Source organism: Trinickia sp. Y13, from assembly GCF_029522115.1.
Lineage (GTDB): Bacteria > Pseudomonadota > Gammaproteobacteria > Burkholderiales > Burkholderiaceae > Trinickia.
Genome location: NZ_JAKWFK010000001.1, coordinates 233,066 through 252,581, shown reverse-complemented (window position 1 = coordinate 252,581; position 19,516 = coordinate 233,066). Strand labels below are relative to the sequence as shown.

At 63.5% G+C, this 19,516-nt stretch carries 12 protein-coding genes; 4 read left to right on the top strand and 8 right to left on the bottom strand.

The genetic code is table 11. The features are described 5' to 3' along the window. Positions 1 to 31: 31 nt before the first annotated feature. The 5 genes from zapE to typA all read right to left on the bottom strand — a co-directional run bounded on the left by zapE (position 32) and on the right by typA (position 9,452). Complete coding sequence (zapE, locus tag MMB74_RS01065; protein ID WP_277426739.1) at positions 32 to 1,129, bottom strand: cell division protein ZapE; 1,098 nt, start codon at positions 1,127 to 1,129, stop codon at positions 32 to 34. A gap of 91 nt (positions 1,130 to 1,220) precedes the next feature. Next, on the bottom strand, positions 1,221 to 2,651 hold the full coding sequence (gene lpdA, locus MMB74_RS01060; RefSeq protein ID WP_277426738.1) for a dihydrolipoyl dehydrogenase: 1,431 nt from the start codon (positions 2,649 to 2,651) through the stop codon (positions 1,221 to 1,223). A 105-nt stretch (positions 2,652 to 2,756) separates the two neighbouring features. After that, entirely contained in the window at positions 2,757 to 4,031 is a 1,275-nt protein-coding gene (gene odhB / locus MMB74_RS01055; RefSeq protein WP_277426737.1) for a 2-oxoglutarate dehydrogenase complex dihydrolipoyllysine-residue succinyltransferase, read from the bottom strand. Between the two features lie 124 nt (positions 4,032 to 4,155). Beyond that, entirely contained in the window at positions 4,156 to 7,011 is a 2,856-nt protein-coding gene (locus MMB74_RS01050) for a 2-oxoglutarate dehydrogenase E1 component (RefSeq protein ID WP_277426736.1), read from the bottom strand. 614 nt (positions 7,012 to 7,625) lie between these two features. Then, positions 7,626 to 9,452 (bottom strand): translational GTPase TypA, encoded by a 1,827-nt coding sequence (gene typA, locus MMB74_RS01045; protein ID WP_277426735.1) that lies wholly within the window; start codon positions 9,450 to 9,452, stop codon positions 7,626 to 7,628. 375 nt (positions 9,453 to 9,827) lie between these two features. On the opposite strand from typA, the gene MMB74_RS01040 reads away from it, so the two are divergent. From MMB74_RS01040 to MMB74_RS01025, 4 genes are all read left to right on the top strand, one after another. Then, entirely contained in the window at positions 9,828 to 10,307 is a 480-nt protein-coding gene (locus MMB74_RS01040) for a MarR family transcriptional regulator (RefSeq protein ID WP_277426734.1), read from the top strand. Positions 10,308 to 10,392: 85 nt separating this feature from the next. Next, positions 10,393 to 11,919, top strand: coding sequence for an efflux transporter outer membrane subunit (locus MMB74_RS01035; RefSeq protein ID WP_277426733.1), 1,527 nt, complete (start codon positions 10,393 to 10,395; stop codon positions 11,917 to 11,919). Between the two features lie 85 nt (positions 11,920 to 12,004). Next, positions 12,005 to 13,279: an efflux RND transporter periplasmic adaptor subunit gene (locus tag MMB74_RS01030; RefSeq protein ID WP_277426732.1), complete on the top strand. Its 1,275-nt coding sequence runs from the start codon at positions 12,005 to 12,007 to the stop codon at positions 13,277 to 13,279. 52 nt (positions 13,280 to 13,331) lie between these two features. Next, complete coding sequence (locus MMB74_RS01025; protein ID WP_277426731.1) at positions 13,332 to 14,891, top strand: DHA2 family efflux MFS transporter permease subunit; 1,560 nt, start codon at positions 13,332 to 13,334, stop codon at positions 14,889 to 14,891. A 169-nt stretch (positions 14,892 to 15,060) separates the two neighbouring features. On the opposite strand, the gene truB is transcribed toward MMB74_RS01025, so the two are convergent. From truB to infB, 3 genes are all read right to left on the bottom strand, one after another. After that, the gene (truB, locus tag MMB74_RS01020; protein WP_277426730.1) at positions 15,061 to 16,026 is read right to left on the bottom strand and encodes a tRNA pseudouridine(55) synthase TruB; all 966 of its coding nucleotides are present in this window, start codon (positions 16,024 to 16,026) and stop codon (positions 15,061 to 15,063) included. A 58-nt stretch (positions 16,027 to 16,084) separates the two neighbouring features. Continuing rightward, positions 16,085 to 16,453 (bottom strand): 30S ribosome-binding factor RbfA, encoded by a 369-nt coding sequence (rbfA, locus tag MMB74_RS01015; RefSeq protein ID WP_277426729.1) that lies wholly within the window; start codon positions 16,451 to 16,453, stop codon positions 16,085 to 16,087. Positions 16,454 to 16,610: 157 nt separating this feature from the next. Beyond that, the gene (gene infB, locus MMB74_RS01010) at positions 16,611 to 19,493 is read right to left on the bottom strand and encodes a translation initiation factor IF-2 (RefSeq protein ID WP_277426728.1); all 2,883 of its coding nucleotides are present in this window, start codon (positions 19,491 to 19,493) and stop codon (positions 16,611 to 16,613) included. Positions 19,494 to 19,516 lie beyond the last annotated feature (23 nt).

Genomic DNA, 19,516 nt, shown 5'->3' with positions numbered 1-19,516 from the left:
TCGGCGCCGGCGAGCGCCCCGCCCGAATCGTTTACGTCAGCGACGTATCGGCCACGCGACGCGGCGTTTCGAGGTATTCCTTGGACTGCATCTCGACGAGACGCGAAACGGTCCGGCTGAACTCGTTCGCCATCGGTCCTTCGACATAGAGGTCGTCGGCCGGCACGGCTGCGGACATCAGGAGCTTGACCTTGTGGTCGTAGAACACATCGACGAGCCACGTGAACCGGCGCGCCTCCGAGGCCATACGCGGTGACATTTGCGGCACGTCCGAGAGGATGACCGTGTGAAAGCGTGTCGCGAGTTCGAGATAGTCGTTCTGCGAACGCGGGCCGCCGCATAGCGTGGCGAAGTCGAACCATACGACGCCGTCGGCGCGGCGCAGTGCCTTGATCTCGCGTTTCTCGATATGTAGGATCGGACTTTCGTCGGGCACGGCGGCCAGCTTGGCGTAAGCCGCACGCAACGCACGGTCCGCCTGTGCGCCGAGTGGCGTATGGTAGACGCTGACCTGCGCGAGCGTGCGTTGGCGATAGTCGACTCCGGCATCGACGTTGAGCACATCGAGCCTGGACTTGATCAGCTCGATCGCGGGCAACACGCGATCGCGATGCAATCCGTCGGGGTAGAGCGTGTCCGGGTCGTAGTTCGACGTCATGACGAACTGCACGCCGTTCAGGAACAGCCGGTCGAGTAGCCGATACAGAATCATCGCGTCGGCGATGTCCGATACATGGAACTCATCGAAGCAGATCAGGCGATACCGCTTCGCCGTGCGCCTTGCAAGCTCGTCGAGCGGATCGGCCTGCCCTTTCAGTTCTTCGAGCACGCGATGCACTTCGCGCATGAATTCGTGGAAGTGAATGCGCGTCTTGCGCTGGATAGGCACGATCGCATAGAAGCTATCCATCAGAAAGCTCTTGCCGCGCCCAACGCCGCCCCACATGTAGACGCCGCGAGGCAATTCCGGGTGAATGATCAGCTTGCGCAGCGCGTTCGATCGACGCGCCTTGTAAGCCACCCACTCTTCGTAGCATCGCTGCAAACGCTCGACGGCCGCCAATTGCGCCGGATCGGGCGCGTAACCCCGCGTCTCGAGCTCGTTCTCGTAGTATTCGATGACGTTCATCGTGGAAACACAAAAAACGAAGGCGGGTGGGATGTGCCCGCCCGCCTTCGTCGTGGCCTGCCCGCCCGGCCGCAACGCCGGGCGCCAGCCATTACTTGTTGAGCGCGCGCTTGTCGACGTCGAGCGCCGCCTCGCGCATCACTTCGGACAAGGACGGATGCGGGTGGCAGATACGGCCGATGTCTTCCGACGCGGCCTTGAACTCCATTGCTACGACAGCTTCGGCGATCAAATCGGAAGCGTTCGCCGCAATGATATGCACCCCGAGCAGTTCGTCCGTTTTCGCATCGGCGATCATCTTCACGAAGCCGTCCGGCTTCGCGATACCAAGCGCACGGCCGTTGATCGAGAACGGGAATTGCCCCTTCTTGATCTCGCGGCCTTCCGCCTTCAACTGCTGCTCCGTCTTACCGACCCATGCGATTTCAGGCTCGGTGTAGATGACCCACGGAATGCAGTTGTAGTCGATATGCGGCTTCTGACCGTCGATGATTTCGGCCACCAGCGTGCCTTCGTCTTCTGCCTTGTGCGCCAGCATGGGTCCGCGCACGACGTCGCCGATGGCATAGACGTTCGGCACGCTCGTGCGGCAGTGGTCGTCGACGTCGATGAACCCGCGCTCGTTCGCCTTCAGGCCGATCGATTCGAGGCCGAGGTTATCGGTGTTGGGCACGCGCCCGACCGATACGATCAAGCGATCGGCTTCGAGCGTTTGCGCGTTGCCGTCCTTGTCCGCATAGGCGATCGTCACACCGTTCTTCGAGGTCTTCACCTCGTTGATCTTCACGCCGAGGTGAATGTCGAGGCCCTGCTTCTTGAACAGCTTCGCCGCTTCCTTGGCGAGCGCTTCGTCCGCCGCGCCGAGGAACTGGGGCAACGCTTCGAGCACCGTCACTTCCGCGCCCAGACGGCGCCATACCGAGCCGAGTTCGAGGCCGATCACGCCCGCGCCGATGACGGCGAGCTTCTTCGGCACCGAATCGAACGCGAGCGCGCCTTCGTTATCGGCAACGATCTTGTTGTCGACGGGCACGTTCGGCAGGTGACGCGCCTTCGAGCCGGTCGCGATGATGACGTTCTTGGCCGTCACGACTTCAGTCGCGCCTTCGCCGCTCACTTCGATCTGCACGCCGCCGTCGTTCTTGCCGGCGAACTTGCCGTGACCTTTGAGCCAAGTGATCTTGTTCTTCTTGAACAAATACTCGATGCCGCCCGTCATCTTCTCGACGATGCCGTCTTTGCGCGCCATCATCTTCGCGACGTCGATCTTCACGTCGCTCGCGCTGATGCCATGCACTTCGAGGTGGTGCGACGCGTTTTCGAACTCTTCCGAGGAAGCGAGCAATGCCTTCGACGGAATGCAGCCGACGTTCAAGCACGTGCCGCCCAGCTTGAGCGCGCCGGCCGGGTTCTTCCATTTTTCGATACAGGCGACGGTCTTGCCGAGCTGCGCGGCGCGGACCGCGGCGATATAGCCGCCCGGGCCGGCGCCGATCACGACGACGTCAAATTCTTGGGACATGACAATCCTTTTGCTGACGCATCGGGGCGCGATGGATAACGCGCCGCGATGCGGTTTCGTTCAGTGCGATTGAATGTGCTCGCCGGCGTGCGGCGAGCACGAGCATTACAGATCGAGCAGCAGGCGGGCCGGATCCTCGAGCGCATCCTTCATCGCCACGAGCGAGAGCACGGCTTCGCGGCCGTCGATGATCCGGTGATCGTACGACAGCGCGAGGTAGTTCATCGGGCGAATGACGATCTGGCCGTTTTCGACGACGGCGCGCTCCTTGGTGGCATGCACGCCGAGGATGGCCGATTGCGGCGGGTTGATGATCGGCGTCGAGAGCATCGAGCCGAAGACGCCGCCGTTCGAGATCGAGAACGTGCCGCCCGTCATTTCTTCGATCGACAGCTTGCCGTCCTTCGCCTTTTGGCCGAACTCGGCGATCTTCTTCTCGATGTCGGCGAGCGACATTTGATCGGCATTGCGCAGGATCGGCACGACGAGGCCGCGCGGCGATCCGACGGCGATACCGATATCGAAATAGCCGTGATAGACGATGTCGTTACCGTCGATCGACGCGTTCACGAGCGGGAACTTCTTCAGCGCATGCACCGCAGCCTTGACGAAGAACGACATGAAGCCGAGCTTGACGCCGTGCTCCTTCTCGAATTTGTCCTTGTACTTGTTGCGCAGGTCCATCACGGGCGCCATGTTCACTTCGTTGAACGTCGTGAGGATGGCGTTCGTTTGCTGCGACTCGAGCAAACGCTCCGCGATACGCGCACGCAGACGCGACATCGGCACGCGCTGCTCGGGGCGGTCTTGCAGCCAAGCTTCGGCCGAAGCCGGCGCCTTGACGTCCGGCAGCGACGGCTTGGCCGGTTTTGCAGCAGGTGCGGCAGCCGGCGCGCGCGCGGCGGGCGCGCCCGCCGCCAGCACGTCGCCCTTCGTGATGCGGCCGTCGCGGCCTGTGCCTGCGACCTGATCGGCCGTGAGGTTCTTCTCGGCCATCAATTTGCCGGCGGCCGGCGAAGGCGCACCGCCTGCCGTGGCAGCAGCGGGTGCGGGTGCGGGTGCGGCTGCGACTGCGGCAGGCGCAGCGGCAGCCGCAGTCGCGGCAGCTGCAGCCGGAGCCGCCGCGGCGCCGGCCTTGCCTTCGGTGTCGATCTTCGCGAGCAACTGCTCCGATTCCACGATCGCGCCGTCGGCGACGAGCACCTCGGCGAGCACGCCCGAATCGGGGGCCGGGACTTCCAGCACGACCTTATCGGTTTCGATTTCGACGAGGATCTCGTCGCGCGTCACCGCTTCGCCCGGCTTCTTCTTCCACTGCAGCATCGTGCCTTCCGAAACCGACTCCGAAAACTGCGGAACCTTGACCTCAACAATAGCCATTTGAACTTTCCTAAACTCTTGATCTGGTGTGGGAGGCGAACCGGCCTCGCGTCGTCGCTCGCGCATCGCGCTTCGAAGCGACGCGGGAAAGCGCCTCGCGCCTTCCCGGTTCGCAATCGTCTAGTTATTTAGCGATCGATGCGCTCTTGAGCCGGCCGAACGCGCCTTCGATCAGCGCCTTCTGCTGCTCGTAGTGCTTCGCGTAGTAGCCGACCGCGGGCGAGGCCGAAGCCGGGCGGCCGCTGTAAGCCAGCTTCTGCCCTTCCCTCATGCCTTCCTTCAGGTGGTGCTCGATGTAGAACCACGGCCCTTGGTTTTGCGGCTCGTCCTGCACCCACACCACTTCCGTCGCGTTGTCGTACTTCTTCAGCTCCGCTTCGAACTGCTTGTGCGCGAACGGGTACAACTGCTCGATACGGACGATCGCCACATCGTTCGCCTTCGCTTCCCGGCGATGGGCGAGGACGTCGTAATAGACGCGGCCCGAGCAGACGATCACGCGCTTGACCTTCTTCGCATCGATCGCGCTGTCCACTTCGCCCAAAACCGGCTGGAACGACCCACGCGCCAGTTCGGAAAGATCCGACACCGCTTCTTTGTGGCGCAGCAGCGACTTCGGCGTGGCGACGATCAGCGGCTTGCGGAACAAGCGGATCATCTGGCGGCGCAGCAGGTGGAAAATCTGCGCGGGCGTGGTGGGCTGCACGACTTGCATGTTGTGATCGGCGCACAACTGCAAGAAGCGCTCGATCCGTGCCGACGAATGCTCCGGCCCCTGGCCTTCGTAGCCGTGCGGCAACAGCATCGTGAGGCCGGACACGCGGCCCCACTTCACTTCGCCCGACGAGATGAACTGGTCGATCACGACTTGCGCGCCGTTGACGAAATCGCCGAACTGCGCTTCCCAGGCGACGAGCGTATTCGGCTCGGCCGTCGAGTAACCGTATTCGAAGCCCAGCACGGCTTCCTCGGACAGCACCGAGTCGATGACCGTGAACTTCGCTTGGCCGTCGGCCACGTTCTGCAGCGGAATGTAGGTACCGTCGTTCCAACGCTCGCGGTTTTGGTCGTGCAGCACGGCGTGCCGGTGCGTGAACGTCCCGCGGCCCGAATCCTGGCCCGTGAGGCGCACGGCGTAACCCGATGCGACGAGCGATGCGTAGGCCAGATGCTCGCCCATGCCCCAATCGAGCGACGACTCGCCGCGGCCCATCGCGCGGCGGTCATTAATAACGCGCTCGACGAGCGGGTGCAGCTTGAAGTTCGCCGGAATGGTCGTGACGCGTTCGGCCAGACGCTTCAGTTCAGCCAGCGGCACGGCCGTATCGGCCGCATCCGTCCATTTGCGGTTCAGGAACGGCACCCAGTCCACAGCGTACTTGCTCTTGTAGTTCGAGAGCACCGGGTCGATCGTGTGATGGCCTTCGTCCATCGCTTGGCGGAACGCCTTGATATACGTCTCGGCGTCTTGCGCCGCGATCACGCCTTGCTGTGCGAGCTTGTCGGCGTAGAGGGCGCGCGTGCCGGGGTGCTGCGCGATCTTCTTGTACATCAGCGGCTGCGTGACCGCCGGCGTGTCCTGCTCGTTGTGGCCGAGCTTGCGGAAGCAGACGATGTCGATCACGACATCCTTCTGGAACTGCATGCGGAAATCGATCGCGATCTGCGTGGCCAGGACGACCGCTTCCGGATCGTCGCCGTTCACGTGCAGCACCGGCGCTTCGATCATCTTGACGACGTCCGAGCAATACAGCGTCGAGCGCGCATCGCGCGGGTCGGACGTCGTAAAGCCGATCTGGTTGTTGATGACGATGTGCAACGTGCCGTGCGTGCCGTAACCGCGCGTTTGCGCGAGGTTCAGCGTTTCCATCACGACGCCTTGGCCTGCGAAAGCGGCATCGCCGTGAATCTGCACGGGCAGCACTTGCGCACCGCGTTCATCGCCGCGGCGATCCATCCGCGCCTTGGCCGACCCTTCGACGACCGGGTTGACGATTTCGAGGTGCGACGGGTTGAACGCGAGCGACAGATGCACCGGACCGCCTTCGGTGGAGACATCCGACGAGAACCCTTTGTGATACTTGACGTCGCCGGCCGGCAGATCGTCGACGTGCTTGCCTTCGAATTCGGCGAACAGATCCGACGGCATCTTGCCGAGCGTGTTGACGAGCACGTTCAGACGGCCGCGGTGGGCCATGCCGATGACGATTTCTTGCACGCCCTTCGCACCCGCGTGGCGAACGACTTCGTCCATCGCCGCGATGAAGCTCTCGCCGCCTTCGAGCGAGAAACGCTTCTGACCGACGTATTTGGTGTGCAGATAGCGCTCGAGGCCTTCGGCGGCCGTCAAGCGGTTGAGAATGTGCTTCTTCTTATCGGCCGAGAAATTCGGCGTGGCGCGGATCGACTCGAGCCGTTCTTGCCACCAGCGCTTTTGCTCGGGATCGCTGATGTACATGAATTCGGCGCCGATCGTGCCGCAATAGGTGTCGCGCAGGCCCTTGACGATATCGCGCAGCGACGCTTGCTCGAACCCGAAATACAGATTGCTCGCGCTGAACGTCTGGTCCATGTCGGCTTCGGTGAAGTCGTAGAAGCCAGGCTCCAGCTCGGGAATGGCGGGACGTTCGCGGCGTTTGAGCGGATCGAGATTGGCCCATTGCGAGCCGAGGAATCGATAAGCGCTGATGAGGGACTGAACGTGGACTTGCTTGCGTGCAGTGCCCAGATTTTCGCCGGCTTCGCGTGGAATGAACGCATTGGCCTTCGCGCGCTGGGCGAACGATTCGACGATGGGGCCGTGGGCCACGTCGCTCGCCGCGCTGCCGTCCGAGGCAGGCACGTTCTGCAACGCGTCGAAGTATTCGCGCCAGTTGTCGGGAACGGACGCCGGGTTATCAAGGTATTGCTCGTACATTTCTTCAACGTACGGAGCATTGCCGCCGAACAAGTACGAGTTCAGCTGGAATTGCTTCATCATGTTTACGCTCACCTTTCTTCGAGCTTCTCGAGAAATAGCGGGTTACTCAACCTTCCGCGACACGGCCTGACCGTTTAGCGGATTGCGCGAATCAAGTCTTGCTTGGAAGGACCTAAAACTAGCAGCATCGCGCAGCATAGCACAGAACGGATATTTGAGATTGGCGACGACGTAGGATTCGCCCGCCCAATACGCCGAAAACCGCCCTCGGCGGCTCTGCAAGCGGGTAGCGCCTGCGGCGCCGCGCCAACCCGGACGTTGTCCAACCGAGCATGCGACGCGCGCCGCGCGAAGTCGTTACTGGCCAACGATGGCAGCCACGCCAAGTGCGATGAACAAGGAACCCGTTGCCAGGAGAGCGCGCCACGGACCGTTACTTGCGGCCCGTTGGGGTGGTGGGGAATTTCGATGCCCTCGCAGCGGCGTCCAATACAAAACGGCCCGGTCACTCACGTGACCGGGCCGTTGAATCGCGACCATTTCGCTCTGGCATCAAGCTCCTTCAAAGGACCTTGATGAAACAGCAACGCATCCAGATCCCCAACCGCACGCCTCGCGTCTGCGGGCGTGTAACCGACCCGCCCAACTGGTGTGCCGAGCAGCCGTGGGCCAGATTAATCGACCGACGCTTCGCGGCTAGCGCGACGGCGCTCGTGCTCCTTCAGATGACGCTTGCGCAGACGAATGGACTGCGGCGTGACTTCGACGAGTTCGTCGTCGTCGATGAATTCGACCGCGTATTCGAGCGACATCTGGATCGGCGGCACGAGACGCACGGCTTCATCGGTACCCGATGCGCGCACGTTGGTCAGCTGCTTGCCCTTGATCGGGTTGACGACGAGGTCGTTGTCGCGGCTGTGAATGCCGATGATCATGCCTTCGTACAGCGCATCGCCCGGCTTCACGAACATACGGCCGCGGTCCTGCAACTTCCACAGCGCATAGGCCACGGCGGCGCCGTCGTCTTGCGAGATCAACACGCCGTTGCGGCGCTCGCCAAGCGTGCCCTCCTTGACAGGCGCGTATTCGTCGAACACGTGGCTCATCAGGCCCGTCCCGCGCGTGAGCGTCATGAATTCGCCCTGGAAGCCGATCAGGCCGCGCGCCGGGATCTTGTACTCCAGACGCGTGCGACCGCGCCCGTCCGACGCCATGTCGAGCAATTCGCCCTTGCGGCGGCCCAATTCCTCCATGACGCCGCCCTGATGGCCGTCTTCGACGTCGACGGTCAACAGCTCGTACGGCTCTTGCTTGACGCCGTCCACTTCGTGCAACACCACGCGCGGACGCGACACGGCCAGTTCATAGCCCTCGCGCCGCATGTTCTCGATCAGGATCGTCAGGTGCAGCTCGCCGCGGCCCGACACTTCGAAAACCGTTTCGTCGCCGGTGTCGCGCACGCGCAACGCAACGTTGTGATTGAGCTCGCGCGTGAGGCGATCGCGAATCTGGCGGCTCGTGACGAACTTGCCTTCCTTGCCCGCGAGCGGCGACGAATTCACGAGGAAGTTCATCGTGAGCGTGGGTTCGTCCACCGTGATCATCGGCAGCGCCTCAGGCTTCTCGGGCGCGCAGATCGTCGCGCCGATGCCGATGTCTTCGATACCGTTGATGAGCACGATGTCGCCGGCTTGCGCTTCGTCGACCTGTACGCGGTCGAGCCCGTGGAACGAGAGCACTTGGTTGATCTTGCGATTGAAGACTTCGCCTTCCGGACCGAAGCGCAGCGCAACGGGCTGACCGGGCTTAATGCGGCCGCGCGCGATGCGGCCCACGCCGATCCGGCCCACGTAGGTCGAATAATCGAGCGAGGTGATCTGCAACTGCAGCGGCGCGTCGGGATCGGCCGCGCGCACGGGCACATGCTCGAGAATCGCCTCGAACAGCGGGCGCATATCCCCTTCGCGAGCGGCCGGATCGAGCGAGGCGTAGCCGTTCAGGCCTGACGCGTAGACGATCGGGAAGTCGAGCTGCTCCTCGGTCGCGCCCAGCTTGTCGAACAAATCGAAGGTCTGATTGATGACCCAGTCGATGCGCGCGCCGGGACGGTCGATCTTGTTGACGACGACGATGGGTTTGAGGCCCAGCGCAAGCGCCTTCTTCGTCACGAACCGCGTTTGCGGCATCGGCCCTTCGACGGCATCGACGAGCAACAGCACCGAGTCGACCATCGACAAAACGCGCTCCACCTCGCCGCCGAAATCGGCGTGGCCCGGCGTGTCGACGATATTGATGTGCGTGCCCTCGTACTCGACGGCGCAATTTTTCGCCAAGATGGTGATGCCACGCTCTTTTTCGATGTCGTTCGAGTCCATCACGCGTTCCGCGATCTGCTGGTTTTCTCGGAACGTGCCCGACTGGCGAAGCAGCTGGTCGACGAGCGTGGTTTTGCCGTGGTCGACGTGGGCAATGATGGCGATGTTGCGAAGGGCGCGAGTCATAGAAGTAAGAGACGGTTGCGTACGCGAAACGGAAACTGGATGCCCACGCCGCGATGCCGTTGGGAGACATCGGGCGAGCGGCGGGAAGCCGACCTCGAAAACTGGCGCGCGTACTTTTTGGGTAACTTGGGATTCTACCACGCGCAGGTGACGCCAGCCTCGCAAACTCACAAAGCCGCTGGAAAGCCTCCCGACCTCCCCTCGCATCCTGACCTGTCGAGTTGCAAGCAGCGTTCCGCATCGGCCGTCATAATGGGCGCTTGCCTTAAGAAGTTGCTTAAAAAAGACACGCGCGCGGAACCGATGCTTGTCGAGTCAACTTGGCGGTGCGTATAATCATGCCTAGTCAACTATTGCAATCGCACGGAAATCGCCATGTCAGACTCGTCCACCCCGCTCCCGCCGGAGCTATGCGGCTATCAGCTCGATGAAAGCGTCGGCTATCTGCTCACGCGGGTGAAGTCGAGCCTCTCGAACCTCGTGACGCAGCGCACGCTCAGCGAACTGGGCATTACCAGCACCCAAGCGAGCATGTTGTTCATGATCGCGAGCGGCCGGTGCTCGTTGGCGGCGGAGCTCGCCCGCGACTACGGGATCGATGCGAGCGCGGTCACTCGGCTGATCGATAGGCTGGAAAAGCGTAATCTGCTTTCCCGGGTGCGCAGTTCGGAGGATCGGCGCGCGGTTCATCTGGCGGTGACACCCGAAGGACGACGGCTGGCGGCGCGCATGCCCGAGATCTTCGGCGGCGTGGTCGAGAAAGCGCTGGCCGGCTTCACGCCCGAGGAAGTGGGTTTTCTGAAAAGCATGTTGCGCCGGATTCTCGCCAACACGGTCGATCCGGCCGCGGATTAATGTGACGGCGCAGGGTTGTCAGCGTTTATGGCTGACACAGCAACGAGTTTCGATCTTCAATCGCCCAAAATAAGTTGCAAGGTCCATGATTACACTCTCTTCGAAAAGCCGTGAAACAGCGTTCCCGCCCGCATCGGCCCAGGTGCGCCGCGGGGCGATCGCCGCAGCCATCGCCGCGCTCGTGCTGGCGGGGTGCGCCAACTACGCTGGCATTCACAGCGACAAGTCGATCACCGAGCCCGCCACGCTCGAGTCGAGCCAGAGCCTGCCGGGCGAAGGCGGGGCGTGGCCGTCGCTGGACTGGGCGCGCGAGTTCGGCGATCCGCAGTTGCCCAAGCTCATCGACGAAGCCTTGGCCGGCAGTCCCTCCATCGCTCAAGCGCAAGCGCGCATCGCCAAGGCGCAGTCGTACATCGAGAGCACGCGCGCCGATCTGCTGCCCAAGGTCAACGGCAGCTACTCGGTCACGCGCGAATTGCTCTCGGGCAACGGCCTCTATCCGCCGCCCTTTGGCGGCAACTGGTTCACCGAGCACAGCGCGCTCGCAAGCGCCTCGTGGGACCTCGATCTTTGGGGCAAGAACCGCGAGCGCGTGAAGGCCTCCGTCTCGCAGGAAAAGGCGGCGCAAGCTGACATGCAGGAAGCGCGCATTACCCTGGCCTCGTCGGTCGCGCGCACTTATAACCAATTGGCGCAGCTTTACGCGCTGCGCGATATCGCCCAGCGCGAGATCCGCAACCGGCAGGATGTCGGCTCGATCACGAACGGCCGCGTCACCGCCGGCCTCGACACCAATGTCGAAAAGCAAACGGCGCTCGGCAACGTCGCGACCAGCCAGGCCTCGCTCGCCGATTTGGACGGCCAAATCAAGTCGGTGCGCTTTCAGCTAGGGGCCTTGCTCGGCAAGGGCCCCGATCGCGGGCTGGCCATCGACGCGCCCGTGCTCGGGCCGGGCGGCGCAGTCGCGTTGCCCTCGAACTTGCCGGCCGATCTCGTCTCGCGCCGCCCGGACATCGTCGCGGCGCGCTGGCAAATCGAGGCCGCGCTTGCCAACGTGAAGGAAGCGAAAGCCGAGTTCTTTCCCGACATCAACCTCGCCGCGGCGATCGGATTCGACGCGTTCGGCTGGAGCCGTTTCCTGACCGCGGCGAGCCGCACCGTCCAGGCCGGCCCGGCGATCCACCTGCCGATCTTCGACGCCGGTGCGCTGCGCGCGCAACTGAAGGGACGCTATGCCGATTTCGAGCTCGACGTGGCGAACTACAACCAAGCGCTCGTCAACGCCATGTCCGATGTCGCGACGCAAGTCTCGTCGATTCGCGCGATCGATGCGCAGATGAGCGATGCGCAGCGCGCCCTCGACGCGTCGACAGAGGCCTACCGGTTGGCGGTGATTCGCTACAAAGCGGGCCTCTCGCCGCAGTTGCAAGTGCTGACGGCGGACAGCAATCGCCTCGCGGCCGAGCAAACGCTGACCAACCTGAAGATGAAGCGTCGCGATTTGCAGTTCGCGCTGATTCGCGCACTCGGCGGCGGCTTCGATGCACAAGCGGCCGGCGTGGCCGCGCCCGCGCCGAACGGCGTCGCGGCGAAAGCGCCGTCCGCGGGCTAAACGGCGCTGCACCCCTTGAACGACAACGCAAGTTTCAACGATTGAGCTTCGAGAAATCGAGACTCGAGAAACGGAGAGCATTTCCATGAGCGACACTAAACAAACCGCCGCGAGCGCGCAGTCGCAAAGCAACAACGGCAAGCGAAAGCGCCTGATGACGCTGCTCGTGGGCGTCATTCTCATCGCCGCGATCGCCTACGGCTTGTACTACTTCCTCGTCGCGCGCTTTCACGAGGACACCGACGATGCCTACGTCAACGGCAACGTCGTGCAAATCACGCCGCAAGTGACGGGCACAGTCATCGCCGTCAACGCCGACGACACGCAGACGGTCAAAGCGGGCGATCCGCTCGTCGTGCTCGATGGCGCCGACGCGCGCGTTTCGCTCCAGCAGGCCGAGGCCAATCTCGCGCAGACGGTGCGGCAAGTGCGAGGCATGTTCGTCAACAACGATCAATACCAAGCGCAAATCGCCCAGCGTCAAGCCGATCTGTCGCGCGCGCAAGACGACCTGCGCCGGCGCCTAACGATCGCGCAAACGGGCGCCGTCTCGCAGGAAGAGATCTCGCACGCGCGCGACACGGTGAAGGCTGCGCAAGCCGCGCTCGATGCGGCCGAGCAGCAACTCGCCTCGAGCCGCGCGCTCACGTCCAATACGACCGTGGCGACCCATCCGAACGTGCTGGCCGCCGCGGCCAAGGTGCGCGACGCGTATTTGAACAATGCGCGCAACACGCTGCCCGCGCCGGTCACGGGTTACGTCGCCAAGCGCTCCGTGCAGGTCGGCCAGCGCGTCGCCCCGGGCACGCCGCTGATGGCGATCGTGCCGCTCGGTTCTGTCTGGGTCGACGCGAACTTCAAGGAAGTGCAGCTCAGGCACATGCGCATCGGTCAACCTGTCGAACTGACGGCCGACGTGTACGGCTCGTCCGTCGTCTATCACGGCAAGGTCGTGGGCTTCTCCGCTGGCACCGGTTCCGCCTTCTCGCTGCTGCCCGCGCAAAACGCGACGGGCAACTGGATCAAGGTTGTGCAGCGCTTGCCCGTGCGGATCGAACTGGATCAGAAGGAACTCGACGCCCACCCGCTGCGCATCGGCCTATCGATGCAAGCGGACGTCGACATCAAGAACGAAAGCGGCACGCAGCTGAGCACCGCGCAAAACACCGTCTACCAGACGAACGTGTTCGACAAGTACGGGGCAGAAGCCGATGCCGAGATTGCGCGCATCATCGCCGAGAACGCCGGTTCGAACGCCAGCGCGAATGCCGGGCTGGCCCATCAAAAGCAACCTGTGCCCAGCACCCACGCGCATTCGAGCCGCACTGCAAAGGTCGCGAGCCGCGGCTCGCTGATGTAAGCGGCGCGGCGCTCATCGACACCACAACGAAGGAACCGAGGTCACTCGCCCAATGGCTCAGCCCCAAGTCCCGCACCCGCCGCTCAGCGGCGCCCAACTCGTGATCGGCACGATCGCGGTGTCGCTCGCCGTATTCATGAACGTGCTCGATACGTCGATCGCCAACGTTTCGATTCCGACGATCTCGGGCGACCTGGGCGTGTCCTCCGATCAGGGCACGTGGGTCATCACGTCCTTCGCGGTCGCCAATGCGATCTCGGTGCCGCTCACGGGCTGGCTCACGGAGCGGCTCGGCCAAGTGCGCTTGTTCCTCGCGTCGATCGTGCTGTTCGTGATTTCGTCGTGGATGTGCGGGCTCTCGCCGACGCTGCCGTTCTTGCTCGTGTCGCGCGTGATCCAAGGCGCCGTGGCGGGCCCGATGATTCCGCTGTCGCAAACGCTGTTGCTCGCGAGTTACCCGCGCGCCAAAGCGCCCCTTGCGTTGTCGATGTGGTCGATGACCACGCTGATCGCCCCTGTCGCCGGGCCGATTCTCGGCGGCTGGATCTCTGACAACATCTCGTGGCCGTGGATTTTCTACGTCAACATTCCCGTCGGGATCGTCGCGGCGATCGCCACCTGGGCCATCTTCCGCACGCGCGACTCGGTGATCAAGAAAGCGCCGATCGATTCGGTGGGCCTCGGGTTGCTCGTCATTTGGGTTGGGTCACTGCAGGTGATGCTCGACAAGGGTAAGGATCTCGATTGGTTCTCGTCGACGACGATCGTCGCGCTCGCGCTCACCGCGCTGATCGGCTTCGCGTTTTTCGTCGTATGGGAATTGACGGCCGATCATCCCGTCGTCGATTTGTCGTTGTTCAAGAAGCGCAACTTCACGGGCGGCACCGTCGCGCTATCGGTGGGCTACGGGCTCTACTTCGGCAATCTCGTGCTGCTGCCGCTGTGGCTGCAGACGTATATCGGTTACACAGCCACCGATGCGGGCCTCGTCATGGCGCCGGTCGGGCTCTTCGCGATTTTGCTCTCTCCCGTGACGGGCAAGTTCTTGCCGCGCACGGATCCGCGCAAGATCGCCACCGCCGCCTTCGTCGTCTTCGCGCTGTGCTTTTGGATGCGCTCGCGCTACACGACCGGCGTCGACACCTGGTCGCTCGCCATGCCCACCCTCATTCAAGGGATCGCGATGGCGGGCTTCTTCATTCCGCTCGTCTCGATCACGCTGTCTGGGTTGCCGGGCAATCGGATCGCGGCGGCGTCGGGGCTGTCGAATTTCGTGCGCATTATGTGCGGCGGCATCGGCACCTCGATTTTCACGACTGCCTGGGATCACCGCACGAGCTTTCACCACGCCCAGCTGACGGAGCGCGCGAGCGCGTTCGATCCTACCTTCGGCCAATCGATGACGCAGCTCGGCTCGCTCGGCCTCGATACCTCGCAGCGCTACGGCATGTTCGATCGACTCGTGACGCAGCAGGCGGCCCAACTCGGCGTGAACGACCTGTTCTATATCTCGGCCGTCATCTTCATCGTGCTGATCGCGCTCATTTGGATTACGCGTCCGGAGCGCGCGGGCGGAGGGGATTCGAGCGCCGCGGCGTCGGCTGCGCATTGAAAGCCAGGGCCTGTCGCGCTCGTTGCACGCCTCGCCGTAGCGTCGCCGCTGTTTCACTCCCGCGTTGGACCAAGAAAAAGAGCGCTCGGTTATTCGCCGAGCGCTCTTTTTTGCATCGATGCGGTAGAGGACGAACGCGCATCGCCGGCCGCCAGCGGCATCAACGACGCTATACCGGCGTCGGCGTGCTGACGATCAAACGTTCCGGCGCAAGCACCCCGTTCGCCGCGCGCGCAACGCCAAGCAGTGCGCCGTCTTCCTCACGATAGACCCGAACCCGAGCGTCGCCCACTGCATCGTCGCGCGCCGCGTCGTCAGCACAGATCGGCGGCAATTCCGACAATCGAAGCCGCTGACCATGAAGAAAGCGCTTCGCCTCGTCCGCCCCCAGCCGCACCGCCGGGAACGTCGACAACAATGCATCGACCGGACGCAAACAGGCGTCGCGCGCAGCCGCGTCCATTTGCTCGAGCGTCTCGAGCGTCACGGCATGTTCGAGCGTGAGCGCCCCCACGCCCGTGCGCCGCAGCGCAACGAGATGCGCACCGCACCCCAACGCCGCGCCGATATCCTCCGCAAGCGTTCGCACATACGTGCCCTTGCTGCACGTGACGCGAAACGTGACGTCGGGCAATGCGACGCGCAGCAGATCCAGCGCATGGATGGTTACCGCTCGGGCAGCTCGCTCGACGACTTGGCCCGCGCGCGCATATTCGTATAGCGGCTTGCCGTCGCGCTTGAGCGCCGAATGCATGGGAGGCACCTGCAAGATCGGCCCGCGAAAACCGGCGAGCGCCGCTTCGATCTCGGCCGCGCCGACTTGCACGGCGCATGTCTTCAGAACTTCGCCTTCCGCGTCTGCGGTGCTCGTGCGGATACCGAGGCGCATCGTCGCCTCATAGGTCTTGTCGGCTTCGAGCAAATCCTGCGAGAACTTGGTCGCTTCGCCGAAGCAAAGCGGCAGCAGACCCGATGCAAGCGGATCGAGCGTGCCCGTATGCCCGGCCTTTTGCGCGAGGAACAGGCGCTTGGCCCGGACCAGGGCGTCGTTGCTCGTGAGGCCGAGACCTTTATCGAGCAGTAAGACGCCGTCGAGCGCGCGACGCGGCACACGAGGACGTTGGGGTTGTTTCATCGACGAATCACTTAAAGAGCAGAAAGCCAGGCGAGACCGAGTGCTCGACCGTTTGCGGTCAGTCGTCTTTCGCGCGCGTGGCGTTCGCTTCGTCGATCAGGCGCGACATTTCCACGCCTTTCTCGATCGATTTGTCGTAATGGAAATGCAGCGTCGGCACGGTATGAATGTGCAGGCGCTTGAATAGCAAATTATGCAGATGACCGGCGGCGTGATTGAGCGCCACCTGCGTGACCTGCGCATCGCCCGTCAGCGTCGTGAAATAAACCTTGGCATGCGCGTAGTCGGGTGTGAGTTCGACGCTTTGAATGGTGACGAGCCCAATGCGCGGATCTTTCACTTCGCGCATGATGAGTTCGGACAGATCCCGCTGAATTTGATCGGCAATCTGGACGTTTCGATTGGGAGAACTGCGTTTTTTCGACATGATGAACCCGCCTTGCGGTGAGGCCGCGCTGCATGCGGCCCGGGGCGTATCGCACGCGAGCGCACGTGCCATGCACGCTCGCGCCCATGCGCCGCCACAAAAACAACGGGGCGGAGAGGCTTGCCGCCTGCTCCGCCCCGAGCCGCGCACTCGCCTATTAGAGCGTGCGCGCGACTTCCGTGACTTCGAACACTTCGAACTGATCGCCTTCGACGATATCGTTGAAGTTCTTGATCGACATACCGCACTCGAAGCCTTGCTTCACTTCCTTCACATCGTCCTTGAAGCGCTTGAGCGAATCGAGCTCGCCCGTGAAGATGACGACGTTGTTGCGCAGCACGCGCACCGACGACGAGCGCTTGACCACACCGTCGGTGACCATACAACCGGCCACTGCGCCGATCTTCGGCACCTTGAACACTTGGCGCACTTCGACCATGCCCGTGACGATCTCGCGCTTTTCGGGCGCGAGCATGCCCGACATCGCCGCCTTCACCTCATCCACCGCGTCATAGATGATGTTGTAGTAGCGGATATCGATGCCGTTCGTCTCGGCCAGTTTACGCGCCTGTGCATCCGCACGCGTGTTGAAGCCGATGATGACGGCCTTCGACGCCGTTGCCAAGTTGACGTCCGATTCGCTGATGCCGCCGACTGCGCCATGCACGATCTGAACGCGCACTTCGTCGGTCGAGAGCTTTTGCAGCGCCTGAACCAGCGCTTCCTGCGAACCCTGCACGTCGGCCTTGACGATGAGCGGGAGCGACTGGACTTCGCCTTCGCCCATTTGCTCGAGCATGCTTTCGAGCTTGGCCGCCTGCTGCTTCGCGAGCTTGACGTCGCGGAACTTGCCCTGACGGAACAACGCGATTTCGCGCGCTTTGCGCTCGTCGGGCAGCACGATGACTTCCTCGCCCGCGCCCGGCACTTCGGACAAGCCCTGGATCTCGACCGGAATCGAGGGACCCGCTTCCTTCGTTGCCTTACCCGTTTCGTCGAGCATCGCACGCACGCGGCCATACGCGCTGCCAGCAAGCACGACATCACCGCGCGAGAGCGTACCCGACTGGACGAGGATCGTGGCCACCGGACCCTTACCCTTGTCGAGCTTCGCTTCGATGACGAGACCCTTCGCCGGCGCGACCACGGGCGCCTTCAATTCCAGCACTTCCGCTTGCAGTAGCACGTTCTCGAGCAGATCGTCGATCCCCGCGCCCGTTTTGGCCGACACCGAGACGAATGGCGAATCGCCGCCGTACTCTTCCGGCACCACGCCTTCGGCCACGAGTTCTTGCTTGACGCGCTCGGGATTCGCGTCCGGCTTGTCGATCTTGTTGATCGCCACGACGATGGGCACGCCGCCCGCTTTCGCGTGGGCGATGGCTTCCTTCGTTTGCGGCATCACGCCGTCGTCCGCGGCCACCACGAGAATGACGATGTCCGTGGCTTTCGCGCCGCGCGCACGCATAGCCGTGAAGGCCTCGTGACCCGGCGTATCGAGGAACGTGATGACGCCGCGCGGCGTCTCGACGTGGTAGGCGCCGATATGCTGCGTGATACCGCCCGCTTCGCCGGCCGCAACCTTCGCGCGGCGAATGTAGTCGAGCAGCGAGGTCTTGCCGTGGTCGACGTGACCCATGACCGTGACAACCGGAGGACGCGGCATTTGCTCGGCATCGGTCGCCTCGCCTTCGACGAGCAACGCTTCGGGATCGTCGAGCTTGGCGGCAACCGCGCGGTGACCGAGTTCCTCGACGACGATCATCGCCGTTTCCTGGTCGAGCATCTGGTTGATCGTGACCATCTGACCGAGCTTCATCATCACCTTGATGACTTCCGACGCCTTCACGGACATCTTGTGGGCGAGGTCGGCCACGGTGATCGTCTCGGGCACGTGCACTTCGCGCACGATCGGCTCGGTGGGCGCTTGGAACGACGTGGCGGCATCCTGATGCTTGCCGCGCCCCTTCGGGCCGCCGCGCCAGCCGCGGTCGACGCCGCCGCTCGAATCGCCGCGCGTCTTGATCCCGCGGCGCTTGGCGGCGTCATCCTGCCAGCCGCCCTTGCCCGCTTGCTTCTTCTTATCCGCGCCAGGCGCCGTGGAAGGCTGGGCCGTAGCCGGCGCAGCCGTTCCGGGCGTGCTCTTGCGCGCGGCGGCTGGGCGCGGCGCTTCGCCGGGCGGGCGCACGGGCTTGTGCAGCGTGCCCTTCGCTTCGCCTGCCTTCGCCGCTTCGGCCGGCTTCGCGACCGGCGCCGGCTCGGGGGCCTTCACCTGCGCCTTGCGCGGCGTGTTCATCATCTCGCGGATAGCGCGCGCCTCGGCCTCGGCCGCTTCGCGACGCTTACGAATCTCTTCTTGCTCGGCGCGCGCCTTTTCGGCGGCTTCGCGCGCCGCATCTTCGGCCTTCTTGGCCGCTTCGCGCTGAGCGGCGCGCTCGGCAGCCGCTCGCTCGTCCTCGACGGCCGTGCGCTCCGCTTCCTCGCGAGCCGCGGTTTCGGCATGCTTGGTCGCCGCTTCTTGCTCGGCCCGCAGACGCTCGGCCTCGGCCGCGCGTTCACGCGCCTGGCGCTCCGCTTCCTCGCGCTCGAGCCGCTCCTGGCGCTCGCGCAATTCTTGCGCTTGCTGCTCGAGCAACTCCGCCTCGCGGCGCGCTTCTTCCTCGCGGCGCTGCAGTTCGGCGCTCTCGTCGACGGCCGGTGCGGCTTCGGCGGCCGCTTCCGTGGCGCCATCGGTTGCCTCGTCGCGCTTGACGAACACACGTTTCTTGCGAACTTCGACCTGAATGGTGCGAGCCTTGCCCGTCGCGTCGGATTGCTTGATCTCCGACGTGTGCCGGCGAGTCAGCGTGATCTTGCGCTTATCGGTATCGGCCGAGCCGTGCGACTTACGCAAGTGGTCGAGCAGACGCGCCTTGTCCGATTCGGACAAAGCATCGTCCTCACTCGCTTTCTGGACACCCGCCGCCTGAAGCTGCTCGAGCAGCACTCCGGCTGGCATTTTGAGTTCCGCGGCAAATTGGGCTACGTTGTTACTCGCCATTCATTCCTCTTAATGCAAGGACT